This is a genomic window from Aeromicrobium endophyticum (assembly GCF_003586285.1).
Taxonomy (GTDB): Bacteria; Actinomycetota; Actinomycetes; order Propionibacteriales; family Nocardioidaceae; genus Aeromicrobium; species Aeromicrobium endophyticum.
This window is the reverse complement of sequence record NZ_QUBR01000001.1, coordinates 1248313-1264704: the sequence shown is the minus strand read 5'-3', so window position 1 is coordinate 1264704 and position 16392 is coordinate 1248313. Positions and strand designations below refer to the sequence as shown.

Genomic DNA, 16392 nt, shown 5'->3' with positions numbered 1-16392 from the left:
CCATGGCATTCGATCTCGACGTCGACGCGGCCCGCTGGCGCCGCCACCTGGCCACCGTCTCGGAGGCCCACCCCGGCATGGTGCCGGTCATCAAGGGCAACGGCTACGGCCTGGGGCGCAGCCTCTTGGCGATGGAGGCCGCCGCGCTCGGCCTCGACACGATCGCCGTGGGCACGTACGCCGAGGTGCCCGGCGCGCTGGCGTCGTTCGCCGGCGACGTCATGGTGATGACGCCGTGGCGGCCGTTCTTCACCGACGTCGTGCTCGACGACCGGGTCATCCACACGCTCGGCCGCGTCAGCGACATCGCCGACCTGGCCGCGTCGGCTCCCGACGCACGCATCCTGCTCGAGGGCGAGACGTCGATGGCGCGTCACGGCCTCGACCGCCACGAGCTCGCGGCCGCCGTCGCGGCGCTGGGCAGCCTGCGCGTCGAGGGCTTCGCGATCCACCTGCCGCTGCGCTCGATGGCCGGCGGCAACGCCGCCGAGGCACAGGGCTGGGCCGCCGTGCTCGAGACGTCCCAGGTCGACACGACCACGCTCTACGTCTCCCACCTGACGCCGGGCGAGACCGCCGCCCTGGCGGCCAGCCGCCCGCAGCTGCGCGTCCGTCCCCGCGTCGGCACGTCGCTGTGGCTGGGCGACCTGGGGGCGCTCTCGGTGCGGGCGACGGTGCTCGACTCGCACCTCGTGGCCCGCGGCGAGCACATCGGCTACCGCCAGCGGGCGATGCCGCGCGACGGGACGCTGCTGATCATCTCCGGCGGCACGAGCCACGGCATCGGCCTGGAGGCGCCCAAGGCGTCGTCCGGCGTGGTCGGACGCGGCAAGACGCTGGCCAAGGGCGGGCTCGAGGCGGCCGGGCTCTCGCTCTCGCCGTTCACGATCGCCGGCAAGCAGCGCTGGTTCGCCGAGCCCCCGCACATGCAGGCGAGCATGATCTTCGTGCCGTCGAGCGTCACCGCTCCCGAGGTCGGCGACAGCGTCGACGTCGCGGTGCGCTTCACCACCGCGACGTTCGACGCCATCAACCTGCGCTAGGACACCGTCGGGGGCGACTGGGTCGGAGGAGTCGGTGTGGTCGGCGTCGCCGGCGGCACCACCGGCGGCGGCTCCACCGGCGGCGGGGTCGTCGGTGCCGGGGTCGTCGGCTGGGGCTCCTGCGTCTTTCGCGTCTTCTCCGGCTTGGGCTTCTTGGTCGGCTTGGGCTTGGGCGCGACGTACGTCGTGCCCTTGTCGGCCCTGATGTTGGCCGGCGGCGGGAACGTGCCGCACTCGGTGCCCTGCAGCGCCGCGTTCATGTAGGTGCGGAACGTGCGGGCCGGGGTCTGGCCACCGAAGAAGGTCGGCAGCATGTAGCCCTCGAGGTTCTCGTTGCCCTTGCCCCGGTTGTACATCACGGCGGTCGCCAGCTTGGGCGTGATGCCCGCGAACCACGACGACGAGACGTGCTGGTCCTTGTCGTTTCCGTCGGTGGCGGCGGTCGCCGTGCCGGTCTTGCCGGCCGTCGTGCACACCGATGCCGCCTGCGTGCCGCTGCCCGACGTCACGACGCCTCGCATCGCCGCGATGGTGTCGGCCACGACGTCCTCGGGGATCGTCCGCTTGGTCTTGACCTCGTGCTCGTGAAGCACGCTGCCCTGGAAGTCGGTGACCTTTTGCACCATGTACCAGTCGGCGCGCTTGCCGCCGGCCGCCAGCGTCGCGTAGGCGTTGGCGAGGTCGACCGGTGCGACCTGGTTGGCGCCCAGCGAGATGTTGGCGGTCTTCTCCCACGTGTCGGTGACCGACTTGGGGATGCCCGCGTCGTTAGCGGCCTTGAGCACCTTGTCGGCACCCTGGGCCCAGTCGCTGTTCATGCCGCCCGCCATCTGGATCGTCAGGTCGACGAAGGCGGCGTTGACCGACTTGGCGGTCGCCAGCGACAACGGGATGTTGCCGTACGAGGCTCCGCCGCTGTCACCCTGGTTCTCGGTGAGGATGTTGCCCTTGGTGTCGCGCAGCGGCGAGTTGCCGTTGAGGGTCGTCTTGAGGCTGTAGCCGTCCTCGAGCGCGGCGATGACGGCGAAGACCTTGAACGTCGAGCCGGGCTGCGTGCCGAGCATGGCCCAGTTGAGCGGGCTCTTCAAGAAGTCGGGGCCGCCGTACATCGCGCGGACGGCTCCGGTGCCCGGCTGCACCGACACGAGCGCCGGGTGCAGCTCCGGCGCACCGGACGGGCGGTTGGCCTTGATCGCCTCGACGGCGTCCTTCTGGTCGTTGTAGTCGAAGGTCGTGACGATGCGCAGACCGCCGCCGTCGATCTGGCTCTGGTCGAACTTGAGCTTGTTCAGCATCTGCGTCTTGACCGCGTCGAGGAGGAACCCCTTGGTGCCGCCGAAGCGATCGACGCTCTTGAGCGGCTTGACCTCGGGGATGCGGTCGCGGAAGGCCGCGGCCTCCTCGGCGGTGATCGCCTTGGACTTGACCATGCCGTCGAGCACGTAGTTGAAGCGCGGCTGGATGCGCGCCTGCGCCCCCTCGGCGTACGGGTCGTAGTAGCTGGGGCTGTTGACGATCGTGGCGAGCAGCGCCGACTGCGCGTAGTTCAGCTCGGAGGCCGGCTTGCCGAAGTAGGTCTGCGAGGCGACCTGGACGCCGTACGCACGGTTGCCGAAGTAGATCGTGTTGAGGTACCCCTCGAGGATCTGCTTCTTGCTGAGCTGGTTGTGGATCTTGATCGAGAGGATGGCTTCCTTGACCTTGCGCGTGTACGACCGCTCCTGCGTCAGGTAGAGGATCTTGACGTACTGCTGCGTGATGGTCGAGCCACCGGCCTGCACCGATCCGCTGGTCGTGTTGTCGCGCGCGGCCCGGATGATGCCCTTGAGGTCGATGCCGCGGTTGGTGTAGAACGACCGGTCCTCGGCCGCGATCGCCGCGGCCTGCATCGAGGCGGGGATCTCGTCGATCGACACGCTCTCGCGATCCTGCTGCGCGAACTCGCCGATCTTGTGCTTGCCGTCGGAGTAGAACACCTGGGTCGTCTGCGTCTGGAACGCGGCGTTGGCGTCGGGGATCGAGATGGCGCGGTAGAGGATGAAGAACGTCAGGGCGCAGGCCAGCAGGCCGGCGACCGCGAGGAAGGCGAACCACCGCAGCGTCTTGACGTACCAGGGTCCGCGACCGCCGATCGTGCGGCCCACGGCTCCGAGGGGTCCGCCCTTGCGCGCCGTCTTGGACGATGTGCCGGCAGCCGCTCCGCGCTTGCTGCGCGCGGTGCTGCTCGACGTCGACGGTCGCTTTCGCTGCGTTGCCAAGGCTCTGTCTACCTCCGTACGGGACCCGTGGTCCGGGTCCGCCATCGAGCAAGTGTGCCGAACGTACCTGAGAGATGACCAATCGCGTCCCGATGCCGTGGCGTGGGTCACCGGGGGTGGCGGCTAGGCGGACGTGCCGTGTCGATGTATCGTCTCGATATAACAAACGAACGACTATGTCAGGGACGGGCGATGACACGACGCGGCGCGGCGCTGGAGGTGGCGGTCCTCGGGCTGCTCCACGACGCCCCGATGCACGGCTACGAGCTGCGCAAGCAGGTCAACGCCCTGCTCGGCTGGGGCCGCATCCTGTCGTACGGGACGCTCTACCCGGCCCTGAAGGCACTGGGCCGCGCCGGCTACATCGTCGCCGACGAGACCGTCGACCCCGACGGACGCGGCAAGGGCAAGCGCCCCCGCATCGTCTACAAGCTCACCGCGGAGGGCAAGGAGCACTTCGCCCAGGCCCTCGAGGACTCCGGTCCATCGACGTGGGACGACGAGGCCTTCGGCGTCCGCTTCGCCTTCTTCTCGCGCACCGACGCGGCCTCACGGGTGCGCATCCTCGAGGGGCGACGCAGCCGGCTCGAGGAGCGGCTCGACAGCGTCCGCAAGGCGGGGCAGCGCAAGCGCGACCGCGTCGACTCCTACACCTTGGAGCTGCAGCGGCACGGCCTCGAGTCCGTCGAGCGCGAGGTGAAGTGGCTGACCGAGCTCATCGACCGTGAACGGTCCGGCGGCTACCCCGACCATCCCGACCAGATCACACCGACCAACACCACCGAGAAGTGACAACCATCAACAAAGGAGAACCCATGGGTTCGATTCGCGTAGCAATCGTGGGAGTGGGCAACTGCGCCACGTCGCTCATCCAGGGCGTCGAGTACTACAAGGACGCCGACCCCGACGGCAACGTCCCCGGGCTCATGCACGTCAAGTTCGGCGAGTACCACGTCAACGACATCGAGTTCGTCGCCGCGTTCGACGTCGACGCCAAGAAGGTCGGCTTCGACCTGTCCGAGGCCACCCAGGCCAGCGAGAACAACACGATCAAGATCGTCGACGTTCCGCCGACCGGCGTCATCGTCCAGAAGGGCAACACGCTCGACGGGCTCGGCAAGTACTACCGCGAGACCATCGAGGAGTCCGACGCCCAGACCGTCGACGTCGTCCAGGTGCTCAAGGACACGCAGGCCGACGTGCTCGTCTCCTACCTGCCCGTCGGCTCGGAGCAGGCCGACAAGTTCTACGCGCAGTGCGCGATCGACGCGAAGGTCGCCTTCGTCAACGCCCTGCCGGTCTTCATCGCCTCGGACCCCGAGTGGGCCCGCAAGTTCGAGGACGCCGGCGTCGCGATCATCGGCGACGACATCAAGAGCCAGGTCGGCGCGACCATCACGCACCGCGTCATGGCCAAGCTGTTCGAGGACCGCGGCGTCGTGCTCGACCGCACCTACCAGCTCAACGTCGGCGGCAACATGGACTTCAAGAACATGCTCGAGCGTGAGCGCCTGGAGTCCAAGAAGGTCTCCAAGACGCAGGCCGTCACCTCCAACCTGACGGGCCCGCTCGCCGGCCTGAAGGACAGCCGCAACGTCCACATCGGCCCCTCGGACTACGTGGCCTGGCTCGACGACCGCAAGTGGGCGTACGTCCGCCTCGAGGGTCGCGCGTTCGGCGACGTCCCCCTCAACCTGGAGTACAAGCTCGAGGTCTGGGACTCGCCCAACTCGGCCGGCATCATCATCGACGCGATCCGCGCGGCCAAGATCGCCAAGGACCGCGGCATCGGCGGCGCCCTGCTGTCGGCGTCGTCCTACCTGATGAAGTCGCCCCCGGAGCAGCGTCCGGACGACCTCGGGCGCGACATGCTCGAGAAGTACATCGCGGGCGAGGTCGAGCGCTAGATCCCGATGACACACGAAGGCCCGGACCCCTGGGGGTCCGGGCCTTCGTCACGTCGTCCGCCGGGCCGCGTGCGTGACAGCTACCGGGTCACGGCCGGCGTGTAGTAGCGACCCTTGGTCGCTGTCGTGAGGGCTACGTGGATGATCGGTCCGACGAACATCGCGATGAACGATGCGTAGTACGTCGGGTAGACCTCGAAGATCCCGAGCGCTCCGATGCCGACCGCGACGGCGAGCGAGGTCAGCCCGCACGGGTTCCACTCACGGACCTCGCCCTCGCGGAACTCGATGTCCTCGGATCTGCCGAGGCCCAGCCAGCGACGGCAGACGAAGTAGTCGGCCAGCAGGATCAGCACCCACGTGTTGGTGAGCACGCCCGTGATGGCCAAGAACGTGCCGAGGTGATTGATCACGTTCGTCGCGTAGAAGATGACCCCGAACAGCCAGATCGCGAACATCCACCACGGCCGTCCCGGCCGGTAGCCGGACACGGCATCGACCCCGCTGGCCAAGGTGATCGACCCGCCGTAGAGGTTCATGACGTTGATGCGGATCTGCGTGATGACCACGAAGGCCACTCCGGCCAGCCCCATCAGGTGCACGAACACGAACCCGGGGTCCTGGGCCTTCTCGGCGCCGAACTCACCGATCAGCGTCGAACCGAGCATGGCGCCGAGGAAGATGATCGTGAACATCGGTACGAGCTCGAGGAACATGATCGTCCCCGTGCCCCGGTAGCGGATGTGGCGGCTGGCGAAACGCCCGTAGTCGGTGGCCATCAGGCCCTGGAAGATCATCTGTCCGTTCGCGAAGCTCATCGCGGTCATGAGTGCCGCGCCGCCCGACAGCCCGGTCGCCTCCCATGCTCCTGGTCCGGCGACGTCATGCTTGGAGCCGAGCGAGATCAGGGCCCAGACCATCAGCCCGACGAAGAGCGGGAAGCCCCATGTCTGCAGAGCCGACATCGCGTACATGCCTCGCCACACGAACGCGATCGTCACCAGGCCGATGAGGGCGAAGATGCCGATTCCGGCGATCGAGTCGATCGGTATGTCGAAGTAGTAGGCCAGAGCGTGGGACACGATCGTGCCCTCGAAGAGGAAGTAGTAGATGAAGTTGAGCGCGTAGATGAACGACGCGATGGCCGCACCACGACTGCCGAACCCGAGACCGCGGGAGATCAGACCCTGCGAGAGCCCCTCGCGGCTGGTCATCCTCATGGTGAGCGCGCCGATGACGATGGCTCCGATGAAGAAGTACCCGATGGGGATCAGCATCTTCGGCCAGCCGACCAGGAAGGTCTGCTGAGCGCCGAAGGAGAAGAAGAACATGGCCGTGGCATTGCCCAGCAGCACCAGGCTGATGGCCGGGATCGGCCACCGCTTGTCGTCGGGAACTCGCTCGACGGAGTAGCTCTCGATCTGTTCGTCGAGCGAGGCCTCGGGACCTCGGAAGGCGGAACGTCTGGACATGGGTTTCTCCTTGGGTGAACGGTGGTGCCGTGCCGGTCGGCGCGACATCAGGTGGGGGACGTGGCCCACCGCGGGTCGAGCGGTGCGTCGAGGTCGGCGCCGAGCTCGTGCAGCACGGCGAGGGCTGCCGTTCGGGCCTGGGCGACGCACCTCGCCGAGAATCCGGCGAGATCATCCGGATCGACCGTGACCCGCGTCCACTCGTCCTCGAGGCGGTCGAACGCCTCGCGCAGGATGGCGGCACGTCCGGTGAAGTCTCGGGTGACGGGATCCTTGGCTGCGTCGAGTAACAGCTGCCACTGCCACCACAGCGACTCCGGATCGTGCACGGGTTGCGTGTGGTCGCGAGGGTCCGCCGAGCCCGACCGGGCGGGGAGAAGCGTGCTCGGCGGCAGCTCGGCACCGACGTACACCGGAAGGTAGACACCGGTGCACGGCGTGACGGGGGACCACCAGATCGTCACAGGCCGGTCCGGATCGTCGTGCAGCTCGACGATCATCGATGCCGCCGTGTTGCCCCAGGTGAACCCCGACGGGTGCTCGTGCATGCACAAGGTGTGGAAGTCCGGCCGGGAGGCGTCCCGGCTCGGTCCCCCGAGGAATGAACCCTCCAGGTGGTCGCGCAGCACCATCTTGGCGTCGTCGACCGAGACACCACCGCGCTCGGCTGCGTCCGTGAGGAGCTGGTGCGACCTCCTTCGTCTGATGTGGGAGACCTGCAGCGGCGTCTGTGGGTCGGTGAGAGCCTCGGCGACGTCCAGACCGCCCCACCCCTCGTCCCAGCCGGCCGATTGCAGCGCGAGGTCGAGCAGCCCGTCGCTCACGAGGTCGGCGTCCTGTCGGATCGTGAGCTCGTTGCTGATCGACTCGACCCCCGACGTCAGCCGGCGGGCCGCCCACTCGCGTCCGGCGGTCTCCACGATCCAGGCCTCGTGGGGGTCGGCGACGATGAACGAGTTGTCGTAGGAGCCGTCGGCATGGGACGCCCCCACCATGGCCGCTCCCCACTGCCCGTGGCGAGCCAGCAGATCGGTCATCACGTCGACGGCGGCGCGGGCAGAACGGCCGCGCTCGAGGCCCAGTCGCACGAGCTCCATCCCGAGCAGCCCCGGTACGGGGCCCATCTCCTTCTTCTCGGCGGCGACGGCGTCTGCCCATGGTCGGGTGAAGACCGCCTCGTTACCGATCGCGACGCGGTGCTCGTTGACACCGATCTCGTACCCCCAGCACCAGAACGGCGCCGATCCGACATGGGCGTAGGCAGGCGCGTCGTCGATCGTGACGTAGGCCAGCTGAAGAGGTCCTCCCGCATCGCGGGCCGGTTCGCTGCGTAGCGGCTGCGTCTCCCCCGCCGGACGGTCGCTGTTCTTGCCGAACAGCACCGAGCCGGAGGCGGTCGAGTCAGTCATGGCCACGAAGGTGTCGCAGCTCCAGGGTCGGTGGACCGTCATCGATGATCTCCTGTTGTCGTCAGGGTGGGTAGGTGGTTCGCCAGCACGTCAGCCATGACCTTCTCGAGCAGCACGCGCGTGAGCGAAGGGTCGCTGGCGCAGGCGGGGTCGATCCGGTCGAGGGCGATGACACGCGCGAAGGGGTGGTCCGCCGACTCCGGCAACCGGTTGCTGCCGACGATGGCGATCGCCGGCACGTCCAACCCCGCCGCCAGGCGCGCTACCGCCACGGGTGCCTTGCCGCGCAGGCTCTGCTCGTCGAGGCAGCCTTCCCCCGTGACGACCAGGGTCGCGCCGCCGATGACCCGCTCGGCGTCGAGGAGATCGAGGAACACCTCGCTGCCCGGCCGGATCGTCCCGCCGATGACGAGGCCCGCCCAGGCCAGGCCTCCGGCGGCCCCGGATCCGGGCACCGTGCTGGCCCCCTCATGTCCGGCCGCGGGCTCGATCACCGAAGCGAGCTGCGCGAGCGCTGCCGACAAGACCTGCACCGTGTCGTCGTCGGCACCCTTCTGCCGGGCGAACATCTCGGCCGATCCGTCGACGCCGACCATGGGCGTGTCGACGTCACAGGCCAACCTCAGCTCCAGCCCATCGACCGCGGCCAGGGCACCTGACAGGTCGACGGCGCGGCAGTCGAGCAGCCCGTCCGGTCCGTCGCCGATCGGGTCACCCCGGCCGTCGAGCATCACGGCGCCCAGTGCACGGAGCATGCCCGCGCCCCCGTCGGTCGTGGCGCTTCCCCCGAGCGCCAGTGTCACATCGTGGAAGCCGTGTTCCACCAGCGTGCTCAACACGACACCCACCCCGCGGGTGCTCGCTCCGGCCGCCTCGCCCGCGGAGGGACGGCGCGCGCCGAGACCGCAGATGGTCGCGACCTCGACGATGGCGCGACCCTCGTGGACGGCGATCCGCGCACTGACAGGGCCACCCCACGCATCGGTGGCAGGCACGACCAGCTCGTCCCAACCCCGCGACAGCGCGGCGTCGACGCTGCCGTCCCCGCCGTCGGCGAGTCCCATGGGATCGACGACGATGCCGTCCACCGCGTGACATGCCTGCGCCATGGAGTCGATGACCTCCAGCGCCGTCACCGACCCCTTGAACTTGTCCGGGGCCAGCACGATCCTCTTGGCTGTTCTTCCCACCGTGTCCTCCATCACGCAGATTGTTCGTCAAGTTATCACGACAAGCGACCGTCTTGTCTGATTGTCGTCGGATATCGTGGGTCGCCCGAGCACATCAGCACGAGAGGACACGACCTGTGCCAATCCCCCTCGTGACACAGTCGGTCGGCGACGCACTCGCAGAGTCGCTGCGCGAACGCGTCCTGACCGAAGACATCAAGGCTGGCGTTCCCGTCACCGAGGCGTCCGTCGCCAACGACTATCAAGTCGCCCGGCAGACCGCGAAGGCCGCGATCGAGCGGCTCGTCGGAGAAGGCCTGCTCGAGCGCACGGCGCACCGCAGTGCGCGCGTGCCCGTGCTCGACACGTCCCAGGTCAAGGACTTGTACTTCGCCCGCGGCGTGATCGAGTCACGCTGCTACGAGCTGCTCGCCGCCGAGCGTCGCGTTGCTCCGGCCGCGGAGACGGCTCACGCGGCCTTCGCCACCGCCGCTGCCGGCATGGACGTCGCACCCATCGTCGATGCCGACATCGAGTTCCACCGTGCTCTGGTCCTCAGCCTGGGAAGCGCTCGCCTCGCCCGATCCCACGCGCTCATCATCAACGAGATGCGCCTCTGTCTTGCCCAGGTGCAGAGCCGCCACCTGCTCGACGCGACCGAGATCGCGTCCGAGCACGAGACGATCCTTCGCGCCATCCGCTCCGGGGACGCGGCGCGCGCCGGCAGCGCCGGTCTCGATCACCTGGCGCACGCCGAGGAAAAGCTGCTGGAGCACATGAGCGCACCCAGGACCTAGTCCTGGGTGCGACAGCGCACGATCATCACCCTCGACACCGCGCAAGCGTCGAGCCGAGCTGGTCGTTCCGGTCCTGGCGAGAAGCACCAGGGTCGACCGGGTCAGTGCTTGGCGGTCCTGCGGGGGACGAGGTGCATGATCGCCACGACGATCGCGCCGACCACGACGCCGATGACCGCCGAGCACGCGGTGTTGACGATCCACCCGACCGTGCCGCCGCCGGCGTCCTTCTCCCAGTGGTGCACCGTCTCGTAGGGCCAGTGCCAGCCGAGCTCGTCGGCATTGACCAGCAGGATGTGGCCGCCGACCCACAGCATCGCGACGATGCCGACGCTGGCCAGCACCTGCAGGAAGATCGGCATGCCGACGACGAGCCCCCGTCCGACCTTCTGGGCGACGGCCGACGACTTCTTGGCCAGGTGCAGCCCGATGTCGTCCATCTTGACGATCAGCCCGACCGCGCCGTAGACGAGCGCCGTGATGGCGACCGCGACGACCGCCAGGATCAGCGCCCGCGACACGAAGGGCTCGTCGGTGACCTCCTTGAGGGCGATGACCATGATCTCGGCCGACAGGATGAAGTCGGTGCGGATCGCGCTGCTGACCATGGTCTTCTCGTGGTCGGCGCCCCCGTCGGCCGCGACCGGCTCGGCGGCAGCGTGGTGCTCGCCGGGACCGAACTTCTCCCACAGCTTCTCGGCTCCCTCGAAGGCGAGGTACGTGCCGCCGAGCATCAGGATCGGCGCCAGCAGCCACTCCGCGTACTGGCTCAGCAGCAGCGCCGCCGGCAGGATGAACACGATCTTGTTGCGCAACGACCCCACGGCGATCTTGCGGATGACCGTCAGCTCGCGTGACGGGTCGAAGCCCTGGACGTAGCGCGGCGTCACGGCGGCGTCGTCGACGACGACCCCGGCAGCCTTGGTGCTGGCACGGCCGGCGGCGGCGCCGATGTCGTCGACCGAGGCCGCGGCCAGCTTGGCCAGGGCCGCGACGTCGTCGAGCAGGGCCATGAGTCCGCCGGCCATCAGGCGCCGGTCCGCAGGAGATCCATGGTGCAGAGCCTAGGTCACCCGGGCTGGGGCCGCGCCGCCCAGAAGGCCTTCAGCGCCTCGGTCGCGTCGGCCTCGCCGAGCGGCCCGCGGTCCATGCGCAGGTCGAGCAGGAACCGGTAGGCCTCGCCGACCTCGGGGCCCGGCGGGATGCCGAGGATCGACATGATCTGGCCCCCGTCGAGGTCAGGACGGATCGACCCGAGCTCCTCGGCCTCGGCCAGCACCGCGATGCGACGCTCGAGCTCGTCGTACGTGCGCTGCAGCCGCTGCGCCTTGCGCTGGTTGCGCGTCGTGCAGTCGGCACGGGTGAGGATGTGCAGGCGCTCGAGCTGGTCACCGGCGTCGCGGACGTAGCGACGGACCGCCGAGTCGGTCCACTCGCCCGAGCCGTAGCCGTGGAAGCGCAGGTGCAGCTCGATCAGCAGCGTGACCTGGTCGATGGTGTCGTTGCTGTAGCGCAGGGCCTTCATCCGCTTGCGGGCCAGCTTGGCGCCCACGACGTCGTGGTGGTGGAACGTGACGGTGCCGCCGTCGGCGAACCGGCGGGTCTTGGGCTTGCCGATGTCGTGCAGCAGCGCCGCGAGCCGGATCACGAGGTCGGGCGCCGCGTCGAGACGGTCCTCGAGGGCGATGGCCTGCTCGAGCACCGTCAGCGAGTGCTCGTAGACGTCCTTGTGACGGTGGTGCTCGTCGCGCTCGAGGATCAGCGCCGGCAGCTCGGGCAGCATCTGCTCGGCCAGACCGGTCTCGACCAGCAGGCGCAGCCCGGCGACGGGGTGGTCACTGGTGATCAGCTTGTCGAGCTCGTCGCGGATGCGCTCGGCCGAGACGATCTCGAGCCGTCCGGCCATCGCCGTCATCGCGGCGACCACCTCGGGCGCCGCGCCGAAGCCCAGCTGGGCCACGAACCGGGCGGCGCGCATCATGCGCAGCGGATCGTCGCTGAACGACTGCTCGGGGGTGACGGGCGTGCGCAGCAGCTGGGCGTCGATGTCGTCGAGACCACCGAACAGGTCGACGAACTCGCGCGACGGCAGGCGGATCGCCATGGCGTTGACCGCGAAGTCGCGGCGCGACAGGTCGCCGTCGAGCGAGTCTCCGAACTGCACGTCGGGCTTGCGAGAGCCCTCGTCGTACGCGTCGGTGCGGTACGTCGTGATCTCGAGCTGGTGGTCGCGCTTGCGCAGCCCGATCGTGCCGAAGTCGCGACCCACGTCCCAGATCGCGTCGGCCCACCCAGCGGCGATGCGCTCGATGTCGTCGGGACGTGCCGAGGTGGCGAAGTCCCAGTCGTTGCCGGGCCGTCCCAGCACGGCGTCGCGCACCGGACCGCCGACGATCGCGAGCTCGTGGCCGGCCGCCTCGAACAGGGCGCCGAGCTCGGCCAGGAACGGGTGGGCCTCGAGCTCGGCATCGATCCGGGCCCGGCGGTCGGCGGTCAGTGAGGGCATGGGCACGGGGAGACACTCTACCGTCGAGCCGCAGCTGCTTGGGCCTGTCGGCGGGTGCCGTACGTCTAACATGTGCGGGTGAGCAGCCGCCGGTGCACAATCCTCGTCGCGCTGCTCCTGACCGTGATCGCAACGCTCGGTCTCGGCCCCGGACAGGCCATCGCCGCCGATGACGACGAGCCAGGCCTCAGCGTCGCGATCGGGACGCTCGAGCCGACGCTGCTGGCACCGGGTCGCGACGTCACGCTGACCGGCACCGTCAGCAACCGCGACGACCACGCCTGGACCAAGGTGCAGGCCTACTTCGTGATCCCGGCGTCGCCGTTCACGACGCGTCGCCAGATCGACCAGGCCACCTCGGACGGCAAGGCGTACACCGGCGTCCGCATCATCGAGGCCGGGACCTTCGACGAGGTCGGCGACCTGGCCCCCGGCCAGACCGTCCCGTTCCGCATCGACGTCCCCTACGACCAGCTCGGCATCACGGGTGCCGAGGGCGTCTACCCCGCCGGGGTGCAGATCCTGGCCACCGACGACCAGGGCAACCGCAGCCCCGTCGCGGTCGCCCGGGCGACCACGTTCCTCCCGCTCGTCTCGTCGCCGGAGGGCACCGTGCCGGCGTCGATCGTGTGGCCGTTCCTCATGCCCGACCGGCGCGGCGCCGACGGCGACTACACCGACCCCCAGAGCCTGCTGGAGGCCGTCGCGCCCGGCGGGCGCCTGCGCAACCTGCTCGACCTGGCTGCCAGCACCCCGGCGGGCGGCGCGACCGTGGTGCTCGACCCGGCCCTGCTGGTCGGGGTGGACGACCTGGCCAACGACCGCCACGTGCCCGACGACGTCGAGGTCTCGTCCGAGCAGGAGGCCGCCGCGTCGACGTTCCTCAACGACCTGCTCGAGTTCGCCCGGGTCAGGAGCCCGTGGATCCTCGACTACGACCGCACCGACGTGCTCGCCCTGTCGGAGCATCCCGACCTGCGGTCGTCGCTGCGCTCGGCGGTCGAGCGGGCCACCCAGGACGCCCTGTCCACGTACCAGCTCAGCGGACGCCGTGTCTCGTGGCCGACGCGCGACGGGGTGAGCCGCACCCTGTTGTCCGAGGTGCGTGGCGACGGCGACGCACCCGTCATCGTCACACCCGACTCGGTGCCCGACTGGTCACGCCGGATGGGCTCGGTCGTCAAGTACGCGTCCACGAGCGGTCCGGTGCCGCTGCTCGTCGACGACGTCAAGGACGGCGACACCCCGGGTGACGAGTCGGCCACGACGCTGCGACAGCGGCTGCTGAGCGAAGCGGCCCTCGCAGTGCTCGAACGGACGATCGACCCCTCCTCGCGGGCCGACGCCGTGGTGCTCGTCGACCCTCAGTGGGATCCCGGCACCGACTGGGCGTCGGGCCAGCTCGCCACTGCGTTCTCGGCGCCGTTCGTGCAGCCCACGAGCCTCGACGCCGTCCTGACCAGCTCGGTACCCAGCTACGACGGGCGCGTGCCCTCGCGCGCGAAGGCCCGCCCGCTCTCTCGTGCCCAGCTCGACGCGGCTGCCACGATGGTGTCGAAGGGCCGTACGCTCAGCTCGATCATCGCCCAGAACGACGGCTTCGACGCCGCTCTGGCGCGCGACGTCGCCGAGCTGCTGGCCGTCCGCTGGCGTCTCGACCGGTCGGAGGGCCTGTCGCTCGCGACCGCGCGAGCCCGCCGGGCAGGCGCGGCCCTCGACAAGATCACGATCGAGGCGCCTCCGTCGGTGACGCTGTCGAGCTCGAAGGGCGGCTTCCCGCTCACGATCCGCAACGACACGGGCGAGGCCGTCCGCGTGGGCGTCGACCTCGACTCCAGCAATCCCGCGCTGACCATCCCGACCGTCAAGTCGGTGGCCATCGCGGCCGGCGAGCGACGCACCGTGACGGTGCAGATCGATCTCGGCGGCCAACGGACCACGTTCCTGACTCCCCACCTGGTCACCGACGGCGGCCAGAGGCTCGGCGCGTCCACCCCGTTCAAGGTGCAGTCGAGCAGCATCAGCACGGTGCTGTGGGTCGCGATGGGTGCCGCCGGTGTGCTCGTGCTCCTGGCGCTGGTGCGCCGGTTCCACCGGCGGCGCAGGGGCGAGAACCGCGTCGTGGCCGCCGACGCGGGCAGCACCGCTCCCGCAGGCGATGACGACGATGACTGACCGCACCGTCGCCCGCGCCAGCGCATGGATGGCCCTCGGCACGATCGTCTCCCGTGTCACGGGATTCCTGCGGACAGGTCTGCTCGCCGTCGTCATCGGCACCGCGCTCAACGGCGACCTGTTCGACATCGCCAACACGATCCCCAACACGCTGTACATCCTGCTGGCCGGCGGCGTCTTCAACGTCGTCCTCGTGCCGCAGCTCGTCCGCGCCATGAAGAACGACGACGACGGCGGCGATGCCTACGCCAACCGGATCATCACCCTGGGCGTCCTGGTCCTGGCCGCCGGCACCGCCGTGCTGATGGTGCTCGTCCCCGTGCTGATGCGCATCGTCTTCGACGACGACCTCTTCGCGGCCAAGTTCACCGAGCAGCGCGAGTCCGCCCAGTTCCTGATGCTGCTGTGCCTTCCGCAGGTGTTCTTCTACGGCGTGTTCGTCCTGGCTGGTCAGGTCCTCAACGCGCGCGGCCGCTTCGGCCCCATGATGTGGGCACCGATCGTCAACAACGTCGTCGCCTGCTCGGTCGTGATCGTCTACGCGTTCGTCTTCGGCACCAGCCAGGGGGTCGGCGGGTTCACGACGAACGAGGGTCTCGTGCTCGGCCTGGGGTCGACCGCCGCGATCGCGCTCCAGGCGCTCGTCCTCGTGCCGTACCTTCGCCGGGCGGGATTCCGGTACCGCCCACGGTTCGACTTCCGCGGCGTCGGCCTGCGGCACACGGCACGGCTGGCTGGCTGGACGCTGATGTTCATCGTGGTCAACCAGGTCGCCTTCCTCGTCATCGCGCGCCTGGCCACGTCGGCCACCATCAAGGGTGCCGCGAACGGCGAGAAGGGAGCGGGCTCGACGGTCTACAGCCTCGGCTTCCTCATCAGCCAGCTGCCCCACGGCGTCATCACGGTCTCGCTCGCCACCGCGATCATCCCGACCCTCGCCGCGCTCGCCGCCGACCGGAACTACGACCGGTTCCGGCTCGAGCTCGGCCGCACGGTCCGTGTCGCCCTGGTCATCGTCGCGCCCCTCGCGGTCGCCCTGGCGTGTCTGGGGCAGTCGGCGGCCGCCATCGCAGGGGGCCTCGGAGCGCTCGGCGGCAGCACGCTCGCGATCGGGTACACGATCCAGGCCTTCTCCCTGGCCACCGTCGCGTTCACCGTGCACTACCTGATGCTGCGCGGCTTCTACGCCAACGAGGACAACCGCACGCCCTTCTTCATCCAGCTGGTCATCGGCATCGTCAACGTCGGTGTCGCGATCGTGCTCGTGCACCTGGTCGACTCCAACCGCGTCGCGATGATGCTCGCCCTCTCGTACGGGATCGCGTACCTCGTCGGCTCGGTGCTGTCGGTCAAGCTGCTCTCGCGCTCCATCGGGCCGATGATCGACCGCGAGATGCGCTTCTTCATCCGCCGCATGGTCGTGGCCCTGGTGCTCACCGCCTTCGTGACGCTCGGTGTCGCAGCGGGTCTCGACGCCGCCGGCGTCGAGCCGCTGCGCGCCGTCGGCGGTCTGGTGACGACGACGGTGGCGGGGCTGGCGGGGCTCCTGACGTTCGTGTCGGCCGCGAAGGTCGTCGGCCTGAGCGAGCTGGGCTACCTCATGACGTCGTTGCGCCGCAGGGGCTGAACCCCCGGACGAGTACCTCCGCCCGACTA

General features: G+C 69.3%; 12 protein-coding genes. 6 read left to right on the top strand and 6 right to left on the bottom strand.

Going from position 1 to position 16392, the window contains the following annotated elements:
- Nucleotides 1-2 precede the first annotated feature (2 nt).
- A complete protein-coding gene (locus tag DX116_RS06150; RefSeq protein WP_119703267.1) occupies nucleotides 3-1043 on the top strand; it encodes an alanine racemase in 1041 nt (346 codons plus the stop codon).
- Here the strand turns inward: DX116_RS06150 and DX116_RS06145 are convergent.
- Nucleotides 1040-3301 carry a transglycosylase domain-containing protein gene (locus tag DX116_RS06145; RefSeq protein WP_158591915.1) on the bottom strand — a complete coding sequence of 754 codons (2262 nt, stop codon included), beginning with the start codon at nucleotides 3299-3301 and terminating at the stop codon, nucleotides 1040-1042. The genes DX116_RS06150 and DX116_RS06145 overlap by 4 nt on opposite strands.
- A gap of 192 nt (nucleotides 3302-3493) precedes the next feature.
- On the opposite strand from DX116_RS06145, the gene DX116_RS06140 reads away from it, so the two are divergent.
- Both DX116_RS06140 and DX116_RS06135 read left to right on the top strand, forming a co-directional pair.
- Complete coding sequence (locus tag DX116_RS06140; RefSeq protein ID WP_119703265.1) at nucleotides 3494-4093, top strand: PadR family transcriptional regulator; 600 nt, start codon at nucleotides 3494-3496, stop codon at nucleotides 4091-4093.
- A 23-nt stretch (nucleotides 4094-4116) separates the two neighbouring features.
- A complete protein-coding gene (locus DX116_RS06135; protein WP_119703264.1) occupies nucleotides 4117-5208 on the top strand; it encodes an inositol-3-phosphate synthase in 1092 nt (363 codons plus the stop codon).
- An 80-nt stretch (nucleotides 5209-5288) separates the two neighbouring features.
- Here the strand turns inward: DX116_RS06135 and DX116_RS06130 are convergent, their stop codons facing one another.
- Genes DX116_RS06130 through DX116_RS06120 form a run of 3 tightly spaced genes read right to left on the bottom strand, consistent with a single transcriptional unit; the run spans nucleotide 5289 to nucleotide 9291 of the window.
- Nucleotides 5289-6680 (bottom strand): purine-cytosine permease family protein, encoded by a 1392-nt coding sequence (locus DX116_RS06130; RefSeq protein ID WP_119703263.1) that lies wholly within the window; start codon nucleotides 6678-6680, stop codon nucleotides 5289-5291.
- A gap of 47 nt (nucleotides 6681-6727) precedes the next feature.
- The gene (locus DX116_RS06125; RefSeq protein WP_119704153.1) at nucleotides 6728-8089 is read right to left on the bottom strand and encodes a C69 family dipeptidase; all 1362 of its coding nucleotides are present in this window, start codon (nucleotides 8087-8089) and stop codon (nucleotides 6728-6730) included.
- A gap of 38 nt (nucleotides 8090-8127) precedes the next feature.
- Nucleotides 8128-9291, bottom strand: coding sequence for a glycerate kinase (locus tag DX116_RS06120; RefSeq protein ID WP_119703262.1), 1164 nt, complete (start codon nucleotides 9289-9291; stop codon nucleotides 8128-8130).
- Between the two features lie 119 nt (nucleotides 9292-9410).
- Between DX116_RS06120 and DX116_RS06115 the strand changes: the two genes are divergently transcribed.
- A complete protein-coding gene (locus tag DX116_RS06115) occupies nucleotides 9411-10055 on the top strand; it encodes a GntR family transcriptional regulator (RefSeq protein WP_147393600.1) in 645 nt (214 codons plus the stop codon).
- 101 nt (nucleotides 10056-10156) lie between these two features.
- Here DX116_RS06115 and DX116_RS06110 read toward each other — a convergent pair whose 3' ends face one another.
- On the bottom strand, nucleotides 10157-11083 hold the full coding sequence (locus DX116_RS06110) for a DUF808 domain-containing protein (protein ID WP_119703260.1): 927 nt from the start codon (nucleotides 11081-11083) through the stop codon (nucleotides 10157-10159).
- Between the two features lie 41 nt (nucleotides 11084-11124).
- Nucleotides 11125-12561, bottom strand: a complete 1437-nt coding sequence (locus tag DX116_RS06105; protein WP_119703259.1) for a CCA tRNA nucleotidyltransferase — start codon at nucleotides 12559-12561, stop codon at nucleotides 11125-11127.
- Nucleotides 12562-12639: 78 nt separating this feature from the next.
- Between DX116_RS06105 and DX116_RS06100 the strand changes: the two genes are divergently transcribed.
- Nucleotides 12640-14736 (top strand): DUF6049 family protein, encoded by a 2097-nt coding sequence (locus DX116_RS06100; RefSeq protein WP_119703258.1) that lies wholly within the window; start codon nucleotides 12640-12642, stop codon nucleotides 14734-14736.
- A complete protein-coding gene (gene murJ, locus DX116_RS06095; RefSeq protein ID WP_158591914.1) occupies nucleotides 14729-16363 on the top strand; it encodes a murein biosynthesis integral membrane protein MurJ in 1635 nt (544 codons plus the stop codon). Before DX116_RS06100 ends, murJ begins: the two co-directional genes overlap by 8 nt.
- Nucleotides 16364-16392 lie beyond the last annotated feature (29 nt).

Bases quoted from the DNA above. Each gene is read 5' to 3' on its own strand.
- DX116_RS06130 (WP_119703263.1), bottom strand. From the start codon at position 6,680: ATGTCCAGACGTTCCGCCTTCCGAGGTCCCGAGGCCTCGCTCGACGAA.
- murJ (WP_158591914.1), top strand. From the start codon at position 14,729: ATGACTGACCGCACCGTCGCCCGCGCCAGCGCATGGATGGCCCTCGGC.
- DX116_RS06105 (WP_119703259.1), bottom strand. From the start codon at position 12,561: ATGCCCTCACTGACCGCCGACCGCCGGGCCCGGATCGATGCCGAGCTC.
- DX116_RS06135 (WP_119703264.1), top strand. From the start codon at position 4,117: ATGGGTTCGATTCGCGTAGCAATCGTGGGAGTGGGCAACTGCGCCACG.
- DX116_RS06120 (WP_119703262.1), bottom strand. From the start codon at position 9,291: ATGGAGGACACGGTGGGAAGAACAGCCAAGAGGATCGTGCTGGCCCCG.
- DX116_RS06125 (WP_119704153.1), bottom strand. From the start codon at position 8,089: ATGACTGACTCGACCGCCTCCGGCTCGGTGCTGTTCGGCAAGAACAGC.
- DX116_RS06110 (WP_119703260.1), bottom strand. From the start codon at position 11,083: ATGGCCGGCGGACTCATGGCCCTGCTCGACGACGTCGCGGCCCTGGCC.
- DX116_RS06150 (WP_119703267.1), top strand. From the start codon at position 3: ATGGCATTCGATCTCGACGTCGACGCGGCCCGCTGGCGCCGCCACCTG.
- DX116_RS06140 (WP_119703265.1), top strand. From the start codon at position 3,494: ATGACACGACGCGGCGCGGCGCTGGAGGTGGCGGTCCTCGGGCTGCTC.